22 protein-coding genes and 1 pseudogene are annotated in these 20,255 nt (G+C 32.6%); 7 read left to right on the forward strand and 16 right to left on the reverse strand.

Annotated features, from left to right (window positions below; translation table 11 throughout):
- From VKY41_RS06860 to hemN, 8 genes and pseudogenes are all read right to left on the reverse strand, one after another.
- Positions 1-329 (reverse strand): annotated as a pseudogene (locus tag VKY41_RS06860) (nitrous oxide reductase family maturation protein NosD); the annotation flags it as partial.
- 300 nt (positions 330-629) lie between these two features.
- Positions 630-1,070: a nitrous oxide reductase accessory protein NosL gene (locus VKY41_RS06865; RefSeq protein ID WP_163515472.1), complete on the reverse strand. Its 441-nt coding sequence runs from the start codon at positions 1,068-1,070 to the stop codon at positions 630-632.
- Between the two features lie 110 nt (positions 1,071-1,180).
- Positions 1,181-1,795, reverse strand: a complete 615-nt coding sequence (locus VKY41_RS06870) for a hypothetical protein (RefSeq protein ID WP_473792087.1) — start codon at positions 1,793-1,795, stop codon at positions 1,181-1,183.
- 141 nt (positions 1,796-1,936) lie between these two features.
- Positions 1,937-3,910: a Sec-dependent nitrous-oxide reductase gene (nosZ, locus tag VKY41_RS06875; protein WP_500813698.1), complete on the reverse strand. Its 1,974-nt coding sequence runs from the start codon at positions 3,908-3,910 to the stop codon at positions 1,937-1,939.
- Positions 3,911-3,943: 33 nt separating this feature from the next.
- A complete protein-coding gene (locus tag VKY41_RS06880) occupies positions 3,944-4,516 on the reverse strand; it encodes a fasciclin domain-containing protein (RefSeq protein ID WP_500813699.1) in 573 nt (190 codons plus the stop codon).
- Positions 4,517-4,522: 6 nt separating this feature from the next.
- Complete coding sequence (locus tag VKY41_RS06885; RefSeq protein ID WP_500813700.1) at positions 4,523-5,026, reverse strand: c-type cytochrome; 504 nt, start codon at positions 5,024-5,026, stop codon at positions 4,523-4,525.
- Between the two features lie 249 nt (positions 5,027-5,275).
- Positions 5,276-6,109, reverse strand: coding sequence for a universal stress protein (locus tag VKY41_RS06890; RefSeq protein ID WP_500813701.1), 834 nt, complete (start codon positions 6,107-6,109; stop codon positions 5,276-5,278).
- 18 nt (positions 6,110-6,127) lie between these two features.
- Positions 6,128-7,492, reverse strand: a complete 1,365-nt coding sequence (gene hemN, locus VKY41_RS06895) for an oxygen-independent coproporphyrinogen III oxidase (RefSeq protein ID WP_500813702.1) — start codon at positions 7,490-7,492, stop codon at positions 6,128-6,130.
- 136 nt (positions 7,493-7,628) lie between these two features.
- On the opposite strand from hemN, the gene VKY41_RS06900 reads away from it, so the two are divergent.
- Both VKY41_RS06900 and VKY41_RS06905 read left to right on the forward strand, forming a co-directional pair.
- Positions 7,629-8,216: a superoxide dismutase family protein gene (locus tag VKY41_RS06900; protein WP_500813703.1), complete on the forward strand. Its 588-nt coding sequence runs from the start codon at positions 7,629-7,631 to the stop codon at positions 8,214-8,216.
- A 180-nt stretch (positions 8,217-8,396) separates the two neighbouring features.
- On the forward strand, positions 8,397-9,572 hold the full coding sequence (locus VKY41_RS06905) for an LETM1-related biofilm-associated protein (RefSeq protein ID WP_500813704.1): 1,176 nt from the start codon (positions 8,397-8,399) through the stop codon (positions 9,570-9,572).
- A 1-nt stretch (position 9,573) separates the two neighbouring features.
- Here the strand turns inward: VKY41_RS06905 and VKY41_RS06910 are convergent, their stop codons facing one another.
- The 4 genes from VKY41_RS06910 to VKY41_RS06925 form a co-directional block, all read right to left on the reverse strand.
- A complete protein-coding gene (locus VKY41_RS06910) occupies positions 9,574-10,338 on the reverse strand; it encodes a LytR/AlgR family response regulator transcription factor (RefSeq protein WP_500813705.1) in 765 nt (254 codons plus the stop codon).
- A gap of 45 nt (positions 10,339-10,383) precedes the next feature.
- Positions 10,384-10,695, reverse strand: coding sequence for a 2TM domain-containing protein (locus tag VKY41_RS06915; protein WP_500813706.1), 312 nt, complete (start codon positions 10,693-10,695; stop codon positions 10,384-10,386).
- Positions 10,696-10,697: 2 nt separating this feature from the next.
- Positions 10,698-12,035 carry a histidine kinase gene (locus VKY41_RS06920; protein ID WP_500813707.1) on the reverse strand — a complete coding sequence of 446 codons (1,338 nt, stop codon included), beginning with the start codon at positions 12,033-12,035 and terminating at the stop codon, positions 10,698-10,700.
- A 378-nt stretch (positions 12,036-12,413) separates the two neighbouring features.
- Positions 12,414-13,145, reverse strand: coding sequence for an energy transducer TonB (locus VKY41_RS06925; protein ID WP_500813708.1), 732 nt, complete (start codon positions 13,143-13,145; stop codon positions 12,414-12,416).
- A gap of 182 nt (positions 13,146-13,327) precedes the next feature.
- Between VKY41_RS06925 and VKY41_RS06930 the strand changes: the two genes are divergently transcribed.
- A complete protein-coding gene (locus tag VKY41_RS06930; protein WP_500813709.1) occupies positions 13,328-13,996 on the forward strand; it encodes a lysoplasmalogenase in 669 nt (222 codons plus the stop codon).
- A 65-nt stretch (positions 13,997-14,061) separates the two neighbouring features.
- On the opposite strand, the gene VKY41_RS06935 is transcribed toward VKY41_RS06930, so the two are convergent.
- Positions 14,062-15,339: an NAD(P)/FAD-dependent oxidoreductase gene (locus VKY41_RS06935; protein WP_500813710.1), complete on the reverse strand. Its 1,278-nt coding sequence runs from the start codon at positions 15,337-15,339 to the stop codon at positions 14,062-14,064.
- A gap of 128 nt (positions 15,340-15,467) precedes the next feature.
- On the opposite strand from VKY41_RS06935, the gene VKY41_RS06940 reads away from it, so the two are divergent.
- Positions 15,468-15,962 (forward strand): RNA polymerase sigma factor, encoded by a 495-nt coding sequence (locus tag VKY41_RS06940; protein ID WP_500813711.1) that lies wholly within the window; start codon positions 15,468-15,470, stop codon positions 15,960-15,962.
- Positions 15,963-15,966: 4 nt separating this feature from the next.
- Positions 15,967-16,611, forward strand: a complete 645-nt coding sequence (locus tag VKY41_RS06945; RefSeq protein WP_500813712.1) for a DUF8845 family protein — start codon at positions 15,967-15,969, stop codon at positions 16,609-16,611.
- Here VKY41_RS06945 and VKY41_RS06950 read toward each other — a convergent pair whose 3' ends face one another.
- The gene (locus VKY41_RS06950) at positions 16,612-17,427 is read right to left on the reverse strand and encodes a lysophospholipid acyltransferase family protein (RefSeq protein WP_500813713.1); all 816 of its coding nucleotides are present in this window, start codon (positions 17,425-17,427) and stop codon (positions 16,612-16,614) included.
- A 48-nt stretch (positions 17,428-17,475) separates the two neighbouring features.
- Positions 17,476-18,117, reverse strand: coding sequence for an NUDIX hydrolase (locus tag VKY41_RS06955; RefSeq protein ID WP_500813714.1), 642 nt, complete (start codon positions 18,115-18,117; stop codon positions 17,476-17,478).
- Between the two features lie 72 nt (positions 18,118-18,189).
- On the opposite strand from VKY41_RS06955, the gene VKY41_RS06960 reads away from it, so the two are divergent.
- A complete protein-coding gene (locus tag VKY41_RS06960; RefSeq protein ID WP_500813715.1) occupies positions 18,190-18,894 on the forward strand; it encodes a peptidylprolyl isomerase in 705 nt (234 codons plus the stop codon).
- Positions 18,895-18,921: 27 nt separating this feature from the next.
- Here the strand turns inward: VKY41_RS06960 and VKY41_RS06965 are convergent, their stop codons facing one another.
- Positions 18,922-19,533 (reverse strand): trimeric intracellular cation channel family protein, encoded by a 612-nt coding sequence (locus tag VKY41_RS06965; RefSeq protein ID WP_500813716.1) that lies wholly within the window; start codon positions 19,531-19,533, stop codon positions 18,922-18,924.
- A 234-nt stretch (positions 19,534-19,767) separates the two neighbouring features.
- Here VKY41_RS06965 and VKY41_RS06970 point away from each other — a divergent pair, with 234 nt between their 5' ends.
- Positions 19,768-20,190 carry a DUF2141 domain-containing protein gene (locus VKY41_RS06970; RefSeq protein WP_500813717.1) on the forward strand — a complete coding sequence of 141 codons (423 nt, stop codon included), beginning with the start codon at positions 19,768-19,770 and terminating at the stop codon, positions 20,188-20,190.
- Positions 20,191-20,255 lie beyond the last annotated feature (65 nt).

Consider the following 20,255-nt stretch of genomic DNA (forward strand, 5'->3'; position numbering starts at 1 on the left):
TTAAATTCGGTTACGGCTTCTCCTCTAACGGTGTTATTCAATACTTTTCCATTATTTGATTTTTGAAGATATATTCCGAAAAACAGTTTTTCCAACTCCAAATTCTGGATGGTAAAGCCTTCACTTCGGACAACTCTTACAGCGGCATAGTCGGTGGTATAGCTCACGCCGACATTTATAATCTTAAATCCGTCAAGTGTGACATTATCCGCGCCTATGGTTATGATTTCCCCTTTTTGTTCACCATCTATCGTTGGATGATCTTCGCCAATCAGGGTTATACTTTTATCGATTTTTAAATTGGCCTCCTTATAAATTCCTTTTTTCACAACAATGGTGTCGCCGTCAGACGCCTCTTGGATTGCTTCACGTATTGTTTTGACTGTACAAGAGGAACAGACAGTTATTGTTTTTGACCATATATTAGTCAAGGAAAGCAATGCCGTTAAAAAGAAGATTATGTAGTGTTTATTTTTCAAAATGAAGTTAAAATTTATCAATATGAAGTCATTCTCTTTCAAGAGGATCAATAAATGATGCTTTATAAAATTAATGTAATTTTGAAATCAAAAAATAGACTTCAGCAAATCTCGGAGATTTTAAATCATTAAAGAACTGCTGAAGCCTTTTTATTTTCTAATTTTAAGGTGGTCCTGAATTTCTTTCCAGGAATAGATATCTCCAGTAAATTTTTCTTGAGCTTTCTTTCCCGCTTCTTCATTTGAGAATGCCGAAAGATTTTCTCCCATTGGACTTTGCAATTGTTCGCTGACCAAATAAGTAGCCTTCGTAGCATCGATTAGCTCACCTGGAGCATCAAGGTCTGCCACCAGATAATAAGCCATTTCTGTATCCTTAAACTCATCTTGTACGGAATGCACCATACATTCAATAGCATCATACTTATAGGCTCTACCTTTTGAAGTCACCAATTGAGAGGCGTGTTGCTTGTCTACAATAGTCATATCACAGAAATGACATGCATCCGAACCGTAATTTATTGGTTGGGGGCTCACAGTGCAAGACGCTAAAAAAAGACTTATTATACTTAAGAAAAAAAACTGTTTCATTTGTTTTAATTTTTAATATTGGATAATCAAATTTAAATTTATTCAAAAAAATCTACATATCAATTTCCTATCAGGTCTTACAATTGGTCCACAGTTAAGTTCAGCCCAAATTAAGACACTTTTTGGGATTCTTTTTTCCCAACAAAGAAGGCTACTACAGTAAGCAACATTCCCACAAATATCATATATGCTCCAGTTGCTGGCCAAGAGTCCACATCAAAGTTCAGCATCTTTTGGTAGCCAATCAGTGGTGGCTTATAGGTCATTGGAGTACCATCCAAGTTTTCAAGCTTCATGATTGCTTTCGGATCGAGGTCAGTTCCGTATTCAATTAACCATAGGTTGAAATCATACATACCCATAACGCCAAGTATAGACATCAATATGAACCATCCGAGAAACCATTTGTAACTTAATTTTCCGAAGAAACCCAGCAAACCGATGATGACCCCAAGAGCCACCATAATCCCAATTACCATTGGAAATACTTGAAATTCCCACATATCTTCTACTTTAGGAATGGTTTTCATTCCGATGTAATGGTTAAGGCCGTCAATATTTTGGATATCAAACTCTTCTACCCCCTCAATACCTTGAATATAAATATCCATCCCAAGTGGATCTGGATATTGTGGTGCTCCTAACATGATATTCCACAATGGAAACTTGAATAGTCCTAACAACAAAAGCGATCCTATTATCATTATAATACCAGCTTTTTTCATAATAATTTTAAATTAAATTAACCATTCAGTTAATAGCATTTTTAAAAGAAAGGCGAGAGCGATAATTCAACTCTCGCCTCAGAATAAGGAAATAAACACTAAAACAAAATTTCCTTATTCTTATATTGTGGTCCTTTATAATTAATCTTCACCTAAAGACCAAGACAACTCAATATTTGAATCTGCCGGAGATACACGGACATAACCTTGCATTTCCTGGTGAAGCGCAGAACAGAAATCAGTACAATAGAACGGCCATACACCTACTTGTTTTGGTTCCCAAACCAAGGTCTCTGTAGCTCCTGGCATAATAAGCATTTCTGCGTTGTTAGCACCAATTACTGCGAAACCATGAGGGACGTCAAAGTCTTGTTCAAGGTTTGTGATATGGAAGTACACCTTGTCTCCTACCTTAACACCTTCAATATTATCAGGGTTAAAATGGCTACGTATCATATTCATATAGATATGAACATTTTTTCCGTCACGCACAACCTTAGCGTCTGCAGGAGAAAACGAAGCATATGGGTGTTTATTCTCTGCGAGTTTATAGATTTTTCTAGAGTTCTTTGCAATCAAATCTGCAGGAATAGCAGCGGCATAGTGTGGTTCTCCAATGGTTGGGAAATCAAGCAACAACTCCATCTTATCACCTGTAATATCAAACAATTGTGCCGATTGAGTCAACTCCGGACCTGTTGGTAGATATCTATCTTTTGTAATCTTGTTTAAGGCTACAAAGTATTTACCAAATGGTTTACGTGAATTACCTCCAGGGATCATTCCGTGACCTACAGAGTAAAACACTGGCTGACGATCTAAAACTTCCCAAGTTCCAACTTTCCATTTTACAACTTCAGAAGAAATAAAGAAGGTTGTATATGCATTTCCTTTATCATCAAATTCAGTATGCAATGGTCCTAAACCTGGTTGCTTCACAACACCTGCAAGGATATCTTCAAAATTCAGGATTGGAATACCATAAGCTTCACCATCAAATTTCTTGTTTTCAATAGCATCAAGCATCTTGGTAAAACTGTGCACTGTTAAGTCGGCAGATAGTTTTCCGTTACCAATAATGTATTCTCCTGTTGGGTCGACGTCACATCCGTGAGGCGATTTTGGAGTTGGTAAGAAATATACAGCTCCAGGAACATCCATTGGATTTACGGTCAATACTTCTTTCAACATTGTAGAAGTGGCTATATGCGTGTGCTCATCCATGATATTGTGTGCATAGTTGGCAGGAACCATTTTCCCACCACCATTGTTCACATATTCCTCAATCTTTTTCCAGTTAATGGCAGCAATGAAATCTTTATCATTTTGTGATGCGTTAACTTCCAAAAGTGAGTGGGCTTCTTCAGTATTATAAGTGGTAAAGAAGAACCAACCGTGACTCTTGTCACGCCCAGGGTGAGAAAGATCATAGTTAAATCCAGGCATAATCAACTGGAACTTAATTCCCATTCTTCCCGTTTCTTGATCAACACTGATAAACGTTAAAGAGCCTTTAAAATTCCCTTTGTATTCATTGATCGGCATGTCTTTCTGTGGGATTGGCACAGAGAAACGTGTTCCCGCTACCACGTATTCAGTGTTTTCGGTAATAAACGATGAACTGTGGTTACCTGCACTGTTTGGGATTTCAATAATTTCCTCAGTTTTGAAATTCTGTAATCCAATTCTTGCAATACGAGGCGTGTTATTTCCATTGATAAAAATCCAACGGCCATCCAATTCACCATTTGTTTGTGAAATATCAGGGTGGTGAGAGTCATCCCAAGGCACAAAACCGTATGACGTATTCAACATTGGTTTGGTCTCCTCGGTATAACCATAGCCATTTTCAGGATTTTGGGAAAACACTGGAAGTACTTTTAACATTCGTCCTGATGGCAGTCCATAAACACTAAGCTGTCCACTAAATCCACCTGACATAAATGCATAGTATTCGTCAAGCTCACCAGGAGCTACATACACCCTCTCCGCAGCATTGGTAGCAAGACCGCCTTGAGCGCCCTTTTTACCTTTTTTATTTTGACCTCCATCATTGCAGCTAACCATTGCGGCCACCATAATAAGTGAGAATAATATATTAATTGATTTTTTCATTGTTCTATTTATTTACATTAAATTGATTTATAGTTAATTTGCTGGTAATATCACTTTATCCACTACGTGAACAATTCCGTTTCCTGCAGGAATACTCGCTAAAATTTTAGCACCACCTACATAAACGTCGTCACCCTTTACTTCAATAGTTACATCCTCATTATTTGCTTGTCCTAGTTTTTTAAACTTTTTAAGAAAATCTTTCGAATAGTTTCCAGGGGTTACGTGATTTTTTAAAATAAAAGCCAATTTATCTTTATTTTCAGGTTTCAGTAACTCTTCTACTGTTCCTGATGGTAAGGCATTAAAAGCTTCATTTGTTGGCGCAAACACCATTAAAGGCCCAGCGTTAACCAAAGCATTTTCAAGTTGTGCTGCTTGCACTGCTGCCACTAGAGTTGTGTGATCTGGAGAGCCTATAGCAATTTGCAAGACATTGGGTGCTGACTCATCGTCTTCGATAAAAGCCTGACCTTGCCTCTTGGTTACCTCGTTAGCAGTAGCTGGCGTTGTTGTGTCTTCTGTATTAGTTGTATTGTCTTTACAAGACATAAACAATACAATTAAACAAGCTGTGATTAAAAATTTAAGGTTGGTTGTTTTCATATAAAATTATTTTAGGGTTCTAAAATATTCCAGTACAGCTCTAGCTTCTTCTTCAGTTAAATTTTGATTTGCCATTGGAGAGCCGTTAAATTCAACTAACAATTCTTTCGCTAAAGGATCCGATTGCGTCATTTCTTCTGGATTTAAAATCATGTTCATAATCCATTCTGGCGTTCTGCGTTCTAAAATTCCTGTTGGCGCTGGTCCAATAAACTTTTTATCGGTTCTGTGACAAGCTGTACACATTTTTTTAAAAACATCTTCTCCTTTCGCAGCCATACTTTGATCTATTTCCGCTGGTAATTCTAAAGATTTAATTGGGCCAATCCCTTTATTGGTTAAATCTACTTTTTCGGAAGCTTTTACTGTTTCAACCTTAGGAGTCTCTTTTTTTTCCGTTGGTGCTTTTTTCTGAAAAGTAATTGTTTCTTCCTTTTTTTCTTCCTTTCCACCACAGCTAATTAGTAGTGAAATAAATAGTGCTGTAAAAACTTTTAGTGTTGATTTCATGGTATATTTTATTAATAATATTACAAATGTAAAAGCTAAAGACTGAAGAAAGTATGATATTAATCATATTCAGGATAAAAAAGTCCTATATAATACAGTTTAATTAATACATTTTACCTTGAACAACCATTATAAATACAATTCACTAAAAATCAACGAAACACCAACATTTAAAACAAAAAAGAGTTAAACCGAAGTTTAACTCTTATCTAAAAACCAAACAATTTTTAACTACTAAAACTATATATTTTACATTTTAAATGTCATAACTGGCAAAGTGGAATGATTGGCAATATCTTCAGAAATACTTCCTTCAAAAAAATGAGCTATTCCTTTTCTTCCGTGTGTTGCAACTGCAATTAAATCAGCCCCCATAACATTTGCAAAATTTAAGATACCTTTTTCAATGGTATAATCGTTTACATAATTTACTTTATTAATTTTCTCTAAACTACCTTCAGCTTTTCTTAAAAAATTAGCTACTTGTTTTTCAATTTCACTAGAACTTTTAAATTTAGATCCTGGTAAATTAACATGTACCAAGTGCATAATTGCTCCTAGTTTTTTAACCATTTCTTTCGCTCTATTATATTGTTCTATGGCTTCTTCTGAAAAATCACAAGCAAAAACCACATTTTCAAATTCCATTAAAATAGGATTGTGTTTAATTACCAAGACTGGTATTTCTGAATGCCTAACAACCTTTTCTGTATTTGAACCAATTAAGATTCCTTTTATCCCACTGGCTCCTTGAGATCCCATTACAATTAAATCAGCTTCATGTTCTTTTGCTATATCATTAATCTCACTAAACACCTTAAATTGCTTGACAATAGGAGTTACTTTGATATTCTTTAAATAGTCTTTATCTAAAAACTCTTCAAATTTCTTCTCTGCCAACCTAAGAAAATAAATAGTCTCCGTTTGTTTTGCATCATCTGCCTTTGTAAAAACGGCATTTGAAATTTCCAACATATGTAAAGTTAGAATTTCTGAATTATTCCTATTCGCTAAAGCAGCAGCGGCTTCTAAAGCAAATTCCGATTGCTCTGAAAAATCTACCGGTACTATTATTTTTTTCATGGTATTGGTTGTCAGTTTTTAAATAGTCATTGAGAATAATTGGGTCTCGGGCATATTTTCTTGTAACAGTAAATCGAAGGCCATGCAAATGTTTCTTACAAATGGTTTCCCCTTTTCTGTAACTTGAATATTGTTTTCATGAATGCTAATTAATCCATCGACTTCCATTTCCCCTAGCCTTTCTAAAACCTCTGGAAGTTCTTCAAAATAAAGTTCCTTATTACCCCAAGACGTCTGGAATTGACACATAAGATTTAAAATATGCTTTCTAATAATTAAATCTTTTTCGTTTAAAAGATGTCCTCTATAAATAGGAATAATGTTTTCGTTTATTAAATGATAGTATTCCTCCAAGCCTTTAACATTTTGAGCAAAACCATACCAGCTATCGCTAATAGACGATACTCCCAGTCCGATCATAGCTTGAGTTTTGGATGCTGTGTAGCCCATAAAGTTTCTATGCAGCTCCCTTTGGTTTATAGATTTATATAGTGAATCTGATTTTAATGCAAAATGATCCATACCTATTTCAACAAATCCAGCTTCAGCAAGAAGCTCTTTCCCTAACTCGTATTGTCTTCTTTTTGTTTCAGGAGTTGGCAGATCTTCTTCTTTAAAACCTCGTTGTCCATTTCCTTTTATCCAGGGAACATGAGCGTAGCTATAAAATGCTAACCTATCCGGCATAAGCATTTTGGTTTTTTTTATAGTTTCTTCTATATGTTCTATGGTTTGAAATGGCAATCCAAAAATTATATCATGACTTACAGAGGTGTAACCAATTTCTCTAGCTTCGTCTGTAACGCGTTTCACATTTTCAAAAGGCTGAATTCTATGAATGGCCTTTTGCACAACTTCGTTATAGTCTTGGACTCCAAAACTTACACGTCTGAAACCTAAATCAAAAAGGATTTGCAAGTGCTCTTTGGTTGTATTGTTTGGATGGCCTTCAAAACTAAACTCATAACCTTCAGCCAAAGTGGCCTTTCTTAAAAGTGCCTCTATCAGCCGTTTTAAGTTAGCTGTAGAAAAAAAAGTTGGAGTTCCTCCACCTAGGTGGATTTCTTTTATATTAGGTTTGGTGTCAAATAAATTGCAATATAAATCCCATTCTTTAAGAACAGCTGTTATATATGGAGACTCCACTTCATGACGTTTTGTAATACGTTTATTACATCCACAAAACGTACATAAACTTTCACAAAATGGTAAATGCAAATACAAACTCAAGCCTTCTGAACTATTACTCTCGTTAAACGATTTGACTAGAGAGTCCTTCCATGCTTTGGAAGAAAATGTATTATTATTCCAATATGGTACAGTTGGATAGCTAGTGTATCTAGGACCAGCTACATTATATTTGTTTATTAACGAATTCTTCATATCTCCATAAATCAGATACAAAAATATATTTAAACAGAGTTGCATAATATGATTTTTGTCATATTAGCTAGTTTAAAATTATTAAACCTTCCATATAATGTGTAACTTTGAGTGAACATTAAAATATTATTTTAAAATGAAAAAACCAATTTCAATTGCCTTATTGTTAACGTTAAGCATAGCAATAAGTTGTAAAAACGACAAAAAAGAAAACGTTGAAACCGAAGTTACAGTCACTGAAGAGAAAGCTCCAGAAACTGTAAAGGAGGAGGTTAAAAAAGTAAAAATAAGCTTAGAACCTAAAAGTGATAGTAAAGTAAGTGGCTCAGCTGTATTTACAGAAAAAGACGGACAAGTAACTATGGTGGCAGTATTTGAAGGCCTATCGGAAGGAACGCACGCCATTCACTTACATGAAAAGGCTGATTGCTCTGCCGCTGATGGAACTTCTAGTGGAGGCCACTGGAACCCAACAAACGAACCACATGGTAAGTGGGGCGATGCTAAAGGCTATCATAAAGGAGATATAGGAAATATGGAAGCTGACGCCAATGGTAATGCTACCATTTCTTTTAGCACAGACCAATGGTGTATTGGTTGTGGCGATCCAAACAAAGACATTCTTAACAAAGCTGTTATTGTTCATGATTCTGCCGACGATTTTAAATCTCAACCAACAGGTAATGCTGGCGGACGTGTAAGTTGTGGTGGTGTTATTAAATAATATCGGTTAAACTTAAAGTACCAGAAAAGCTGCCGATTGGTAGCTTTTTCTATTTTACTTAAGTTATATCTGATTATTAAATTATAAACAAACTTGAAATTATAAGCTTTTTTACAGTTCAAAGTTCTTGTTTAATTTCGAATTAAAAATTTATCTTTACACCTTAGAAATATGCTTATTATGAACCCATCAGCAAGTGGCTGGATAAAGAAATTACTAAACGAAATAAGCACGGCTCCTGTTTGGAATCATACCAATCACGATACGTTTTACGACTCTTTAAGAGAAAGCGGTTTCATTTATGGAAGTAATATCAAGATTGTAAAGGAACATCTTGACTATTCTGGAATGACCGAAGAAGAAATTTGTAAAGTGAATTTCTTACTGGCTCTAAAGTATATTTTCCAAGAAAACAATACAGATGATACTGATTTCATTGAAAGTATCATTAATTTTTACATTGAAATAAACGCCTATTCCACCTCTATCTTTTCTGAAATTTTAGGTGAGAAAAAATCAGCTTCACTTTTAGAGAAAATTATTCATAAGCGCATACAAATTGATGATAACCTAATTGATAGAAGTTTCAATTATTTTATTACAAATGCCTTACTTTTTACAGATATTCTAGCTTATAAAGCTTTTCTACAAACTAAAAAGATTTCGGAAAAACATATACAACATCTGGAATCTGCCATAGAAAGTATCGTTAGAGAAGTTTTAAATTCCAAAAATAAGAAAACAGAATACGACAAAAGTTTATTAAAACTGGTTGATCAATCTATAAGATATAAATCTCATAAAACACTTAATTTCCAAGAAGCCTTAGAAATAATAAATACCGATTTGGAAAAATATTATATTATGGATATTGCCAGTATGGCAACTTGGGGAGATTTAAATATTGATAAAAATGAAAAAACTCTACTTTTAAAACTTGGCAAAAAACTGGAATTAGAACAAGATAGAATAAACAATTCCATACATTTTATAGAGACATTTTATAACAACAATAAAGATAAAATTGCCCTATTAAGTTCTCAAAATATTGTAAAAACATTTTACTCCAACTCGAGCAAAATGGTTAGTAAACTTATTTCTAGAAATAGTAAACGTTTACAATTAGAAATTTTAGAAAGTAAGGAGTTAATGGTATTATTAACAAAATCGACGGTACGAGACCTAACGGACGACGAGCAGAAAAAAGTTCAAGCGCAATTGTTGGATATTTTTAAATCCATACCTAGTTTGGCTATTTTTATGCTTCCTGGAGGTGCATTACTATTGCCTTTGGTTATTAAGTTTATCCCTAAATTATTGCCATCATCATTTGATGATAATAGAATTGAAGAGTAGTTTACTCTAACCAATTTTTAAAGTCCTTTACTCGTTCTCTGGCAACAATAACATCTTGCTCGTGGTAAGAATGTAATTTTATTTGCAAACGTGAATTGGTATAGCTTACCATATCTTTTATAGCATTAATATTTACATAGAATGTTCTATTTACTCTAAAAAACAATTCCGGTTGTAATTGGTCTTCTAATTGCTCTAGGGTTAAATCTATTAAATAGTTTCTACCCTCGTTTGTATAAATATAAGACCCTTTGTTTTCACTGTAAATACATTCAATATCTTCTATTGGAATTAATTTTAAATGCTGTCCTACTCTTATCGAAAATCGCTTTTTATATTCCTTTTCTCCTCTTTCAATAGGATTAACCAAAAGCTTTTTAATGTCGTCGAAATTTAAGGTTATAGGGAGGTTTACATTTCGATTTGAATTAAACTTCTTAACAGCTTGCTCCATCTCGTCAACATCTATAGGCTTTAATAAATAATCTACACTATTTAGTTTAAAAGCCTGAAGGGCATATTCATCATAAGCTGTTGTAAAAATAATTGATGATTTTACTTCTACTAAATCGAAAATTTCGAATGACAAGCCATCACTTAGCTGGATGTCTAAAAAAATTAAATCAGGGTGCTCGTTTTCTTGAAACCAATTAACAGATTCTTCAACAGAGTGTAACATAGTTTCTGCGTTAATTCCAATCTTATCAAGCATTCGCTGTAAACGTCTTGCGGAGGGTTTTTCGTCTTCAATTATAATGACTTTCATTTCTTATCAAATTGGTTGGTTAGGCTTACATTCAATTTAAAACATTTATTCCCAATACTTTTTTTCTTCATCCATTAGTTCCTTAATTTTTCGCTCTTCCCAATTCTTTCCTAATACTATATCTGGTAAAAATACACTAAGAGCATGAATAGCTAAACCAATTCCCCAGAAAAATAAAGTAAAGAAGTTTTTATACTGGAAATAACTTTCACCTGCTTTTAAATCTTGTATATTAATAATAACAATCATAATGTTTATGATTATGTACACAAATAAGTGTGTATAAAAGCCCTTAATTTTTTTAACTCGTTTTCTAGCCCGTTCTAAACGCTCTAGTTCTGAAAATTCTCGTTTCATAATTAACTCCATTTGCTTTGATTAAATTTTTCTTCCTTTTCCAAAATCTCCTGTATTTTTCTTTCTTCCCAAGATTTACCATAACCAAATACAGTAAACCCATGAAATATCAAGCCCATTCCCCAACCTAGCATTGGAAACCAAAACCATTGAACCCCCCAATAAGTTTTGTAATTAATGAAGATAATAATGGGAATAATTATACAATATGAAATTAAATTTCCGTAGAATGATTTAATATTTTCAACTTGTTTTTTTGCTCTTAAATAAGCTTCTTCTTTGTTGTTTAGTGATCTTGTTTCCATAACTGTGATTTGTTTAGTTAGCATTGGAATTGCTACTGCAAAACTGTTTGCATCTTGATTAATAATAACTCTTCGTGTGGATAATAATTGGTAGCGCTGTGTAATATTATTTAAACCAACGCCGCTACTTTTTTTAACAATCTGCTTGATTTGCAAATTGTTTTCGATTACTAAAAGCCGGTCCTTTTCGTAAATCTTTATGTGTAAAGGATTTTTTTCGGTAACCATATTATGCTTTACAGCATTCTCCAATAATAATTGGAGTGAAAGAGGTACCACTTTACTATCTGGATTTGAAGCTTGTTCAGGAATATCAAAAACAATGCTGTCTTCAAATCGCATTTTCAATAAAGACATATACGTTTTTGCAAATTTTAATTCCTCGTCTACTGATACTAAATCTTTATTTTTTTGCTCTAGTACGTAGCGATATATTTTAGATAAGGAGGTTGTAAAATCTTGGGCTTTATCTGGATTTTCTTCTATTAAACTAGTAAGTACGTTTAAACTATTAAAAAGAAAATGTGGATCTAGCTGATTTTTTAAGGCATCAAATTTAGCTGTTTGTGTTTGAGCAACTATTTGAGATTCCTTAACCTTCTTTTCCTGATTCTTTTTATAGAAATAAACAGCATGAAACGTAATTACTATAGATAAAGTAATCCACAATCCAAAGGTGTAGTTTCTATAGGATTGATTGGCTATAAAAGTTTCAAACGATTGATGGTTATATACCATAGCCGTAAACATTTTCAATAAAAACAAGCCTACTAAGGTTATAACAACAGAGCCCAAAACACCAATTACAATCCGTTTAACGCTTTCTTTCTCCTTCCAAGGATACTTTTCTAATCGATCAAAAAAGTACATGTTAGAATAACCTAAAACAAAGGCGTATAATTGATAGAATCCAAAATTGAGAAGCAATCCGTTAACATCATCGAATTCAAACCCTTCAAAAAGCGCATTGCCTATTAAAAAGACCAAGCATCCAAGGCTAAAGGTTATGAAAATATTTTTAGTGTTTTTACTCATGATGTTAGTTTATATTCTATAAATGCTGGTTATGCTCTTATTTTCCAAATTGAATCAAATTTTATTTAAGGCTTAAATTTAGATAAACTACCTCAATTATAGTGAGGTCTATTAAACTTACCAATAATTTAATTTTATTGATGGATGAAATATCTTATTAAATACATGGATTTAAAAAAGACACTAACTGAACTGTCGTTTTTTATTTCTGAATTGTATTTTAATAATTTTTATACAAAATCATTCACCAAAACAACCGATTGAACAAAACATAATACTTCAACAACTCTAGCCGTATCCTAGGACAAAAAAAGCACCTTCATTTTTAATACAAAAGTGCTTCTATATATCCATTTCAATGGAATTTACTTATTTTTTTTAATTCTGAATTTTAAAATTAATAGGAATACTATAAGGTACTGATACCGGATTACTTCGTTGTTTACCTGGTATCATTCTAGGTAACAATCCAATAATTCGTTCTGCTTCTTGCTCTAGCATTTTATCTGGTCCTCGAGATTTAATATTAGTTACGTTTCCTTCCTTATCAACTACAAAAAGTACAATTACTCTTCCAGAAATCCCCAAATCCAAGGCCGTTGAAGGATAATTGAAGTTTTTGATAATATGATCGTTTACTTTTTTATTAAAACAATCTTTTAAATCTTGATTTGAAGTCCCCAAGCAGCCCGGATATATGGGCACCACTTCAACCACAGAAAAAGGAACAGAAATTTCCTCCTCTACTTCCTCTACAATTACATCCTCAACTTCAACTATCGGTTCTACAATTTTTTCCTCCTGACTAGTTTCAGTACTTTCTAATACTGTTTCCTCAATATCTTTGGTATCCTCAACCACGGTTATTGTTTCAGGAGTAGCAAGAACTGGTGGCGGTGGCGGTGGTGGAGGCATGTTTAAATCCATAATAGGAATATCCTCCTCAAATTCATGAACAATTTGAACCGTTTCTATACTTACTACGGAAGTTTCGAAAGTTTTATATTCCATAGATAAGTAGGTAAAAAGCAACATGACATTTAAGCCTATAGCGAAATATAGACTACTATTTCTACCGACGTCGATATTTGGATTTTTTTTAAGTTTCATGACAAAGTCATTTAGTCTATTAAAGTTAAGCAATTAACCACCTGAATGCTATGACATTAATCAGTTTCCAGAACCTATAATCAACCAAAAACTGCATTATAGCTTAGCTAAAAATGATGAAGTTGAACAATTAATCAAATTTGTTTGACGAAATGAATATATTTGAATTAAACCATCTACCTATGCTAACAAAAACCGAAAAATCGTTTTCCTTTTTATTTGCCTTCCTTCTTACAATAGAAATTGTTACCTCAAGTTTTGCAGAAATTGCAGCATTAAATTATTTAGCTAAACCAGCATTACTTACTTCATTAATATTCTTTTTCTGGAAACAAAGTAAGCAGATAGAAAAGAATACAAGAATAATGATACTATGTGCGCTGATTTTCTCTTTGATAGGAGACATTTTACTAATGTTTGTAAACCTTTCTGGAAATTATTTTATAGGCGGATTACTTGCCTTTTTAACTGCACATATTTTTTATGTTCTGGTATTTTTAAAACAAAGAAATCCATCTAAAAACAGTCTTGGTTTTATTGGATTTATGTTAGCCTACGGCATGCTTTTATTTTATCTTTTGCAAGACGGTTTAGGACAGATGTTGATACCTGTAATTTTATATATGTTAGTAATTTTGAGCATGGCAACAAGTGCTTTTTTACGTCAGGGAAATGTTGTGAAAAACAATTACATTTTAGTGTTCATTGGAGCTATTTTATTTATGATATCCGATAGTATTTTGGCTTTAAATAAATTTTATGAGCCTTTGCCTTTTACAAATTTTAGCATTATGTTTACCTACGGTTTTGCCCAACTTTTTATCGTTTTGGGACTATTAAAACAACAATAGATTTTATTTATAATACTTTATTTAACAAATAACAATCAACCACTTAACTTAAAGTCTCCAAACAATTAATTTAACTTTTTAAAAGGCCTTATTATCAATCTAGATGCTTTATCAAAATTGATATAATTATAAGTCCAGTTAAATAAAACCACTATTCTATTTCTAAAACCAACTAATGACATAAGGTGGACAAACATCCAAATAAACCATGCAAAAAAACCAGAAAACTTATAAGGTTTTAAATCAACTACAGCTTTATTTCTACCTATAGTTGCCATGGACCCCTTATCCTTGTATTCAAACTTTTTCAAAGGTTTCCCTTCTATTAATTTCATTAAATTTTGACCTAATAATTTCCCCTGTTGAATTGCAGGTTGAGCAACCTGAGGATGACCTTTTGGGTACTTTTCAGTTTCCATTAATGCAATGTCTCCTAGTGCAAAAACATTGGTATATCCTTCTACTTGGTTGTATCTATTTACACGATATCTATTTACTCTTTCAACAAGTGCTTTTTCAGATAATCCCTGAATAGGATTTCCAGTAACTCCAGCTGCCCAAATTAGAGTTTCTGTCTCTAAAATTAAATCGGTATTTGTGGATACTACTAAACCATTATAATTTACAACAAAAGTATTGCAGTGTACTGAAACCCCTAATTTCTCCAAAAACTCTAATGACTTTGCAGAAGCATGATCACTCATTGGCGGTAAAAGTTTGGGTCCAGCTTCCAATAAGTGGATTTGCATATCTTGAGAATTCAAATCGTGATAATCTCTTGGTAGAATATGGTTCTTCAATTCTGCAATAGCACCTGCCAACTCAACTCCCGTTGGTCCTCCTCCAACAATCACGAAATTCAAGAATGCTTCACGTTCCTCCAACGAATTTGCAATGGTTGCCCTTTCAAAGTTCTGAAGTATCAAACTTCTTATATTCAAAGCTTGTGGCAAATTTTTCATAGGCATGCTATTGGCTTCAATAGCCTTATTGCCAAAATAATTGGTTTTTGTACCTGTGGCAATTACCAAATAATCATAAGGCAATGTACCTATATCCGTAATAACCTGATTTTTTTCTGTATCTATTAAGGATACATGTGCCAAACGAAAAAAGATATTATTGTGTTTTTTTATAATTTTCCTAATAGGATAAGCTATAGAATCTGGCTCCAAACCAGAAGATGAAACTTGATAAAGTAATGGTTGAAAAGTGTGGTAATTACGTTTATCTAATAGTACAACTTGCACGTTTTTTTTCGCAAACTGTTTTACCAAGCTTACACCAGCGAAACCTCCGCCAATGATGACAATACGTGGGTTTTCGGATTTAGGAATGTTCATAAAATCTCATAAATAATCAGTAATAAAGGTACAATAAACAGTGGTTATGGACTACTTTTAAATATTATTTTACTTATTTGTAACTAAATGAAACAAATTAATACTAATAGATTAACTAAACCAACGAATTGAATAAAAAGTTAGAACATAGCTTTGTTGAAGAATTAGAGAAAAATCAGAATATCGTCCATAAGGTTTGTAGGATTTACACCAACAACCAAGAGGCACATAATGATTTGTTTCAAGAAATAACCATACAACTTTGGAAAGCTTACCCTAAGTTTAGAGGAGATTCTAAATTTAGTACCTGGATGTATCGTGTTGGTCTAAATACAGCCATAACACTCTATAGGAAACGCAAACGGTCTATTACCACAGAAGACTTTAGTTCTTTTCAGTATAAAATAAAATCGGAACCCTACGACGATACCGAAGAAGAACAATTAAAACTTTTATACAAAGCCGTTAGTCAATTAAATGATATTGAAAAAGCACTTGTTTTTCTTTATTTAGAAGACAAAAATTACAAAGAAATAAGTGAAACGCTTGGAATTAGCGAAGTAAATGCAAGAGTAAAAATGAATCGAGTGAAAACAAAGTTAAGAACCATTTTAAATCCGTAATACTATGGATGAGTTAGACCTATTAAAAAAAGATTGGAAGAAAGATGAAGATACTAAGTATCCGAAACTCTCTTATAACGAGTTATATAACATGATTTTGAAGAAGTCCTCTTCCATTGTCAAGTGGATTTTCATTATTAGCCTTTTAGAATTTACTTTTTGGCTGTTTATATCATTTGCATTTAAGGATGCTGATTTCAATAAACGCTTTGAAACGTATCATGCAGAAAACATTATGGTTCCATTTATGGTTTTGGGATATCTTATTTTAGCTTACTTCTTTTATAGGTTTTACATGAATTATAAAATCATTTCTGCCACAGATAGCGCCAAGATATTAATGGAAAACATATTAAAAACAAGACGTACAGTTAAGCAATATGTAGGTTTTAACTTAATATACTTAGCTGTTTCTTCCTTTATAGTATTAGCCATAAAATTTAACAGAGATAAAGAAGTTATTTCCATGATAGACAGTGCGTCTTCAAATGGCGAAATATTTAAAATCTACGCCATAACCATCATAGCAACTTGTTTAATACTTGCCGTGGCTATTGGGGTGATTTTAGGTTTCTACTACCTGATATATGGAATCTTATTAAAACGATTGAACAAGAATTATAGGGAATTAAAAAGATTGGAAATCTAATTAGTTATCATCTTCCAACCTCCATTTTCTCTTTTTGTTCAACTCCTCTTTTTCTAGCAAAACTTCTTGTGGAATTACTTTAAGAAAAGAAGGATGTTGCTCAATAGCATATTCTATTTTTTCCACAATTTGATCGATAGTTTCATTTTCATAATCGATTTCTAAAGGTTTCTTAATCTCAAAAGTTTGTAAAATATTTTTCTTTTTTACACGTAGTCCCTTTTTATCAAAAGATCGTCTAAACCCATCAATTACAATTGGTACAACAACAGGTTTGTAATGTTTTATAATATGAGCCGTTCCTTTTCTAATTGGCTTAAAAGGCGTTGTAGTTCCTTGTGGGAAGGTAATTACCCATCCATCTTCCAAAGCCATTTTAATATTGGAAATGTCGCTCATTTTAACCTGTCTTTTTATATCTTCACCTTTTGCTCTCCAAGTACGTTCAATACTAATTGAGCCAGCATAAGCTAAAATTTTAGGCAATAAACCTGACTTCATGGTTTCCTTTGCAGCTACATAATAGATGTTTAATTTAGGATTCCATAAGTAACCAATATTTTTAATATTGTCTTCACGATTACTTAAACTTGCATTAAACACATGGAACATAGCAACCACATCAGCAAAGTAAGTTTGATGATTGGATATAAAAAGAACATTTTTATCTGGTAAGTTTTTAATTATTTCTGAACCTTCAATTTGAAGTTCGTTAAATCCTCTAAAGCGTCTATGAGATAATGAACCAATAATTCTAATTACCCATTTTTTTATAAAAAGTATATGTCCGAAAGGATTTCTTTTAAATAATCCCATAAAATTAGTTTCAAAGTTATTAAGCACAAAGGTAACAAAACAGAACTTTTACAGGACTTGTTTTAACAAGTCTTTTATTTCACTAAGCATCATGGCTGTTGCTCCCCAAACCACATGACCGTTTAAATTAAAAGCAGGAACTATAACATCCCTATTATAAGAGGTTGATACAATTTCTGTTACTACATTAGCATCATCAATAAAATCGTTTAAAGTAACCTCCAAAATATCTTCTACCTCATCGTCTTGTTTAATAAAATTAGGAGTTTGTTTAGAGATTCCAAGAAATGGTTGCACAAAATAATTGCTTGGCGGAATATAAACTTGCGTAAGTGCTCTTACCACTTGAATTTGTTGTATTGGCACCCCAACCTCTTCAAAAGTTTCTCTAATTGCTGCATCTTGAATAGATGTGTCCGAAAGTTCAACTTTTCCTCCTGGAAATCCAACTTGCGCTGAATGAACTCCTTTATAGGTTTTTCTTAAAATTAAAACCAAATTGGTTTCTTGATTATAATTTGGATAAAACAGAGCCATAACCCCAGCTCTTTTAGCGTCTTTTATGAGATGTTTTTGTTTTTCCTGAAGTGCTTCCCTAAAAGGAGGAGACATTTTTAACTGAGAAGGTTCGGCTGGAAGTGGGATATTTTCTATTTTTGAAATGAGTTTACAAAATCTATCAAATTCCATGGTTTTTTATTAGATATTAAGCCTAAGGCTATCATTAATAAACCTGACATTTAAAAACATCTAAATTTATTTATGAAATATGTTTTTCTAGTGCTTTTTAGTTTTATTTTATTGAATTGTGAAGATAAACAATCTAGCAAAAATACGAAGGACTCTTTAAAAGAAACACCTAAAAAAGTTAAAAAAGACAGTCTTTTACACATTCAAACTAAAATTGAAGACACTATTAAGTTATCCGACAAAAATGCGATGGAGTTTTTTCTTCATTACGAAAAAGAAAACCCTGAAAACAAAGTACGCATTACCACAAGGTTTGGAACAATAGATATACTATTGTTCAATGAAACCAAGTTTCATAGGGCAAATTTCATCTTTTTAACTAAACAAGGATATTTCACTGACACACAATTTTACAGAGTAATAGATAATTTTATAATTCAAGCCGGAAATTCAGATAACTCAGAAATTGCTAAAAAACGCAATAAAATTGGAAAATATCTACTTCCTACAGACACTAAAAGAGGCTTTAAACATGAAAGAGGAGTTATAAGCATGCCAAGTAGTGAAATAGAAAACCCATATAAACTAGCCTCTCCATTCGAGTTTTTCATTGTGCAACAAGAAGGTGGTGCACATCATTTAGATGGAGATTACACCATCTTTGGTAAAGTAATTAATGGAATGGATGTGGTAGATACAATTGCCAAACAAAAAACAGACGATAGCGATTGGCCATTGAGCAATATCTATATTAAAAATGTAGAAATTATTAATTAGTTTATACCATCAACTTCAGATTCAACTTTATTTTGCTTCGTCCTTATAAACAGTTGGCAAACTAATTTTAAAGCGAACAGCTAAAAGTCTTACTACAATTACAATTAATCCAGCTAATGCAAAAGCTATGTCAATATCAATAGGTAGTTTTTTAATTAAAAAATAAGAAAAACCACCAACAATACATGCCGTAGCATAGATTTCCTTTCTAAATATAACTGGAATTTCATTACATAGAATATCTCTTATAACACCACCAAAACAAGCAGAAATTGTACCTAATGATACACATATAATTGGGTTTAGTCCTGCCGAAATCCCCTTCTCTACTCCAACAACAGTATATAGACCTATTCCAACGGTATCAAATAACAATAAGGATTTTCTTAAATAATCAATCTTATGTCTAAATACTACAGTAAAAATTGTTGAACCTAAAATAACATAAGTGTAAGTCATATTTTTCATCCAACTTACAGGGGTGTCACCAATTAAAATGTCCCTTAAGGTTCCTCCACCCACGGCAGTAACAAAAGCTATAATTAAGATACCAAATGGATCCATACGTTTACTTAAGGCAACTAATACACCCGAAATAGCAAAAGCTACGGTTCCTATAATATCTAAAGTATAAAACATCGTAAATTATTTTTTAAGGATTGACACATAAAAAAGGTTTTACCTTATTCTGTTAAATGAGCAAAATAAAGACAATTGTAAACCATATAAAAGGTTTATACTGAAAATCTGAACTCATAAGTGCTAAAAATAAACAATTCAAGGCTATTAAATTACAGTTCGGAACTCCTAGTTCGGTGGGAATTCAAATTATCAGGACATTTGAAAAGTATTAATCAATTTAAACATTTTATCATGAAAACATTAGCTTTAATTTTCTCATTCTTTTTTATTACACCTGTACCTGAAACTTTAGACATTGTAAACACTTATTCTATAACCGTAACAATTAACAATCCTTTAAGTGACAACGGCACTATGATAATTGGATTACACAACGAAAGCACTTTTATGAAAAGCCAAGGTATTGAAAACCAAAAAAGTGTTATTATAGACGGAAAAGTCCAAGTTACATTTGAAGATTTAAAACCTGGGACCTATGCCATTATGGTACTTCATGATGCGAATGGAAATGGAAGAATGGACTTTAACGACAATGGCATGCCATTAGAATCTTATGGTATGTCTAACAACCCGATGTTATACGGGCCACCAAGTTTTACCGATGCTAAGTTTAATTTAGAAAATGAAGACTTAGAGCTACAAATTAGACTGTAAAAGGATAATTTATAAAAAAAATAAACGACCTATTGATAATAAAAAACATCTAAATAGGTCGTTTT

This window comes from Xanthomarina sp., assembly GCF_035306605.1.
Classification (GTDB): domain Bacteria; phylum Bacteroidota; class Bacteroidia; order Flavobacteriales; family Flavobacteriaceae; genus Xanthomarina.

What these genes read in the sequence shown, in the direction of transcription:
- VKY41_RS06865 (WP_163515472.1), bottom strand. Translation starts at nt 1,070, where the DNA reads ATGAAACAGTTTTTTTTCTTAAGTATAATAAGTCTTTTTTTAGCGTCT.
- VKY41_RS06870 (WP_473792087.1), bottom strand. Translation starts at nt 1,795, where the DNA reads ATGAAAAAAGCTGGTATTATAATGATAATAGGATCGCTTTTGTTGTTA.
- nosZ (WP_500813698.1), bottom strand. Translation starts at nt 3,910, where the DNA reads ATGAAAAAATCAATTAATATATTATTCTCACTTATTATGGTGGCCGCA.
- VKY41_RS06880 (WP_500813699.1), bottom strand. Translation starts at nt 4,516, where the DNA reads ATGAAAACAACCAACCTTAAATTTTTAATCACAGCTTGTTTAATTGTA.
- VKY41_RS06885 (WP_500813700.1), bottom strand. Translation starts at nt 5,026, where the DNA reads ATGAAATCAACACTAAAAGTTTTTACAGCACTATTTATTTCACTACTA.
- VKY41_RS06890 (WP_500813701.1), bottom strand. Translation starts at nt 6,109, where the DNA reads ATGAAAAAAATAATAGTACCGGTAGATTTTTCAGAGCAATCGGAATTT.
- hemN (WP_500813702.1), bottom strand. Translation starts at nt 7,492, where the DNA reads ATGAAGAATTCGTTAATAAACAAATATAATGTAGCTGGTCCTAGATAC.
- VKY41_RS06900 (WP_500813703.1), top strand. Translation starts at nt 7,629, where the DNA reads ATGAAAAAACCAATTTCAATTGCCTTATTGTTAACGTTAAGCATAGCA.
- VKY41_RS06905 (WP_500813704.1), top strand. Translation starts at nt 8,397, where the DNA reads ATGAACCCATCAGCAAGTGGCTGGATAAAGAAATTACTAAACGAAATA.
- VKY41_RS06910 (WP_500813705.1), bottom strand. Translation starts at nt 10,338, where the DNA reads ATGAAAGTCATTATAATTGAAGACGAAAAACCCTCCGCAAGACGTTTA.
- VKY41_RS06915 (WP_500813706.1), bottom strand. Translation starts at nt 10,695, where the DNA reads ATGAAACGAGAATTTTCAGAACTAGAGCGTTTAGAACGGGCTAGAAAA.
- VKY41_RS06920 (WP_500813707.1), bottom strand. Translation starts at nt 12,035, where the DNA reads ATGAGTAAAAACACTAAAAATATTTTCATAACCTTTAGCCTTGGATGC.
- VKY41_RS06925 (WP_500813708.1), bottom strand. Translation starts at nt 13,145, where the DNA reads ATGAAACTTAAAAAAAATCCAAATATCGACGTCGGTAGAAATAGTAGT.
- VKY41_RS06930 (WP_500813709.1), top strand. Translation starts at nt 13,328, where the DNA reads ATGCTAACAAAAACCGAAAAATCGTTTTCCTTTTTATTTGCCTTCCTT.
- VKY41_RS06935 (WP_500813710.1), bottom strand. Translation starts at nt 15,339, where the DNA reads ATGAACATTCCTAAATCCGAAAACCCACGTATTGTCATCATTGGCGGA.
- VKY41_RS06945 (WP_500813712.1), top strand. Translation starts at nt 15,967, where the DNA reads ATGGATGAGTTAGACCTATTAAAAAAAGATTGGAAGAAAGATGAAGAT.
- VKY41_RS06950 (WP_500813713.1), bottom strand. Translation starts at nt 17,427, where the DNA reads ATGGGATTATTTAAAAGAAATCCTTTCGGACATATACTTTTTATAAAA.
- VKY41_RS06955 (WP_500813714.1), bottom strand. Translation starts at nt 18,117, where the DNA reads ATGGAATTTGATAGATTTTGTAAACTCATTTCAAAAATAGAAAATATC.
- VKY41_RS06960 (WP_500813715.1), top strand. Translation starts at nt 18,190, where the DNA reads ATGAAATATGTTTTTCTAGTGCTTTTTAGTTTTATTTTATTGAATTGT.
- VKY41_RS06965 (WP_500813716.1), bottom strand. Translation starts at nt 19,533, where the DNA reads ATGTTTTATACTTTAGATATTATAGGAACCGTAGCTTTTGCTATTTCG.
- VKY41_RS06970 (WP_500813717.1), top strand. Translation starts at nt 19,768, where the DNA reads ATGAAAACATTAGCTTTAATTTTCTCATTCTTTTTTATTACACCTGTA.